Annotated in this window: 2 protein-coding genes; both read left to right on the top strand. The window is 44.9% G+C overall.

What is annotated here, in order from left to right; all coding sequences use genetic code 11:
- Positions 1–280: 280 nt before the first annotated feature.
- Complete coding sequence (locus tag AC29Z1_RS15000) at positions 281–1,066, top strand: electron transfer flavoprotein subunit beta/FixA family protein (protein ID WP_488272263.1); 786 nt, start codon at positions 281–283, stop codon at positions 1,064–1,066.
- Positions 1,067–1,084: 18 nt separating this feature from the next.
- Entirely contained in the window at positions 1,085–2,284 is a 1,200-nt protein-coding gene (locus AC29Z1_RS15005; protein ID WP_488272264.1) for an FAD-binding protein, read from the top strand.
- Positions 2,285–2,413 lie beyond the last annotated feature (129 nt).

Consider the following 2,413-nt stretch of genomic DNA (forward strand, 5'->3'; position numbering starts at 1 on the left):
TCGGCCGCGGGTGATAAAAACCGAGAAAAAATTTTGGATTGATCCTAATGCGGCGGCCATCAGTGCGATTGAAGGAATACTCGGGAAAGGCACTGTAACTATTGGCTAAATATGTAGAGAACCTGGAAGTGTCTTATTTACAGACGACATTCTCAAGCAGCAAGGACAAACTTTTTACTGGATGCGCGAAACATGTTGCAGTTTTTCAGTAAATAATATTAGAATAAGAGAGATTACAGTTGTTAACAGTATTATGATATTTATAACAGGAGGATATTACATGGAGATTATTGTCTTTGTCAAGCAGGTGCCTGACACTACCGAGGTTAAAATTGACCCGCAGACAAATACGCTGATTCGACAAGGTGTGCCTAGTATTGTTAATCCTTTTGACAAAAATGCGTTAGAAGAAGCGTTAAGACTAAGAGAAAAACATGGTGGGCGAGTGACGGTAATTTCTATGGGACCACCACAAGCTACTGAGGCGCTTAAAGAATGTATTGCCATGGGGGCCGATGCGGCTATTTTGTTAAGTGACCGCGCCTTTGGTGGTGCCGATACGCTAGCTACCAGCCGGGCATTGGCTGCAGGCATTAGAAAAATCGGCCATTTTGACATTATACTTTGTGGCAAGCAAGCCATAGATGGCGATACTGCCCAAGTAGGGCCAGAGATAGCTGAACACTTGAATATCCCTCAGCTTACGTATGTTTCTAAGCTTGATATTGCTGATGAGGTAGTCAGGGTGGAACGTGAACATGAAGAAGGCTATGAGGTTATTGAAACCAAGTTGCCTGTTTTAGTTAGTGTAGTCAAATCCATTAATGAACCGCGTTACCCCAATATTAAAGGCAGAATGAAAGCCAATCGCACAGAGATACCTGTCTGGACAGCTGCCGATGTGGATGTAAATTTGGACGAAATTGGGCTTAAAGGTTCACCTACCCAAGTTCGCCGCATTTTTACCCCCCAGCAACGGGTGCAGGGTGAGATCATTCAGGAAGATACTGCCCGTGCTGCTGTAAATCTTTTGCTGACTAAACTTAATCAGGCAAAGATTATTTAATGTAAGGGGGAATTATAAATGGCTGTAATTATAGATAAAGATCAGTGCATCGGCTGCAGTGCCTGTGTTAACGTTTGTCCGTTTGGCGCGATTGTCATGGAAGGCGATAAAGCTATTATTACCGATGCTTGTACAGTTTGTGGTGCGTGTATTGATGTATGTGCCGTAACGGCCATTACGCGTCCGGCTGCCGAGAAACCGGCAACCGATACCAGTGATTATAAGGGTGTATGGGTATATATTGAACAATTCCGTGGCAAGGCTCGCAATGTTGGTCTTGAATTGCTGGGAGAGGGCCGTAAACTGGCTGATGCTCTGGGACAGGAATTGGCTGCTGTTATTATTGGCGATAGTGTGGAACATTTATCCAAAGATATGATTGCCAGTGGTGCTGACAAAGTGTATTTGGTCGAAGGTGCGGAATATAAGCACTATAGCACCGACGCCTATACGATTGCCTTAACTGATTTAATCAATACATATAAGCCTTCGGTTATCTTGATGGGGGCAACCAATGATGGGCGCGACCTTGGCCCAAGAGTGGCCTGCCGAGTAGGTACAGGCTTAACGGCTGATTGCACTAATTTAGGCATTGATGAGGAAACCGGGCTTGTCGCATGGACGCGTCCAGCTTTTGGCGGCAACATTATGGCTACCATTTTATGTCCTAATCATCGGCCGCAGATGGGAACTGTCCGTCCCAATGTATTTAAACGTCCTGTACCAGATCCTTCCCGTCAGGGCGAAGTGGTTCGAGTGGCAAGCAAAGTTAAACCCGAAGATATTCGGACAAAGTTTATTGAATTGCTTACAGTCAATGAAACTGCTTCTTGTAATCTTGAGGAGGCTCAGTTCATTGTTGCTGGTGGCCGAGGGATGGGTAAACCTGAAAATTTTGCACTTATTGAGGAATTGGCCAAGACCCTCGGTGGAGCTGTCGGTGCTTCACGGGCGGCTGTTGATGCTGGCTGGAAACCTGCGATTCATCAGGTAGGACAAACTGGTAAAACCGTAGCTCCCAAAGTGTATATCGCCTGTGGTATTAGTGGTGCTATCCAGCATTTGGCTGGCATGTCCACGTCAGATGTTATCATTGCTATTAACAAGGATCCTGATGCGCCTATCTTTAAAGTTGCCGACTTCGGAATTGTGGGTGATGTTTTAGAGGTATTGCCTATTCTGATTGAGGAGATTAAGAAGATTAAGCAGGCTTGCTAAATATTGGATTACAGTTGAAGCTAACATAAAATGAGCAATAAGGAATTTTAGTGGCAAACCCTGGGAGGGTTTGCCCAGATTGTAGACAAAGCCGCTTTTATGCCGTAAGGCAAAAAGCGGCTTTCTATT

The organism is Sporomusa sp., from assembly GCF_057736855.1.

Excerpts from the sequence above, each read along its gene's own strand:
- AC29Z1_RS15000 (WP_488272263.1), top strand. The coding sequence starts at position 281 with ATGGAGATTATTGTCTTTGTCAAGCAGGTGCCTGACACTACCGAGGTT.
- AC29Z1_RS15005 (WP_488272264.1), top strand. The coding sequence starts at position 1,085 with ATGGCTGTAATTATAGATAAAGATCAGTGCATCGGCTGCAGTGCCTGT.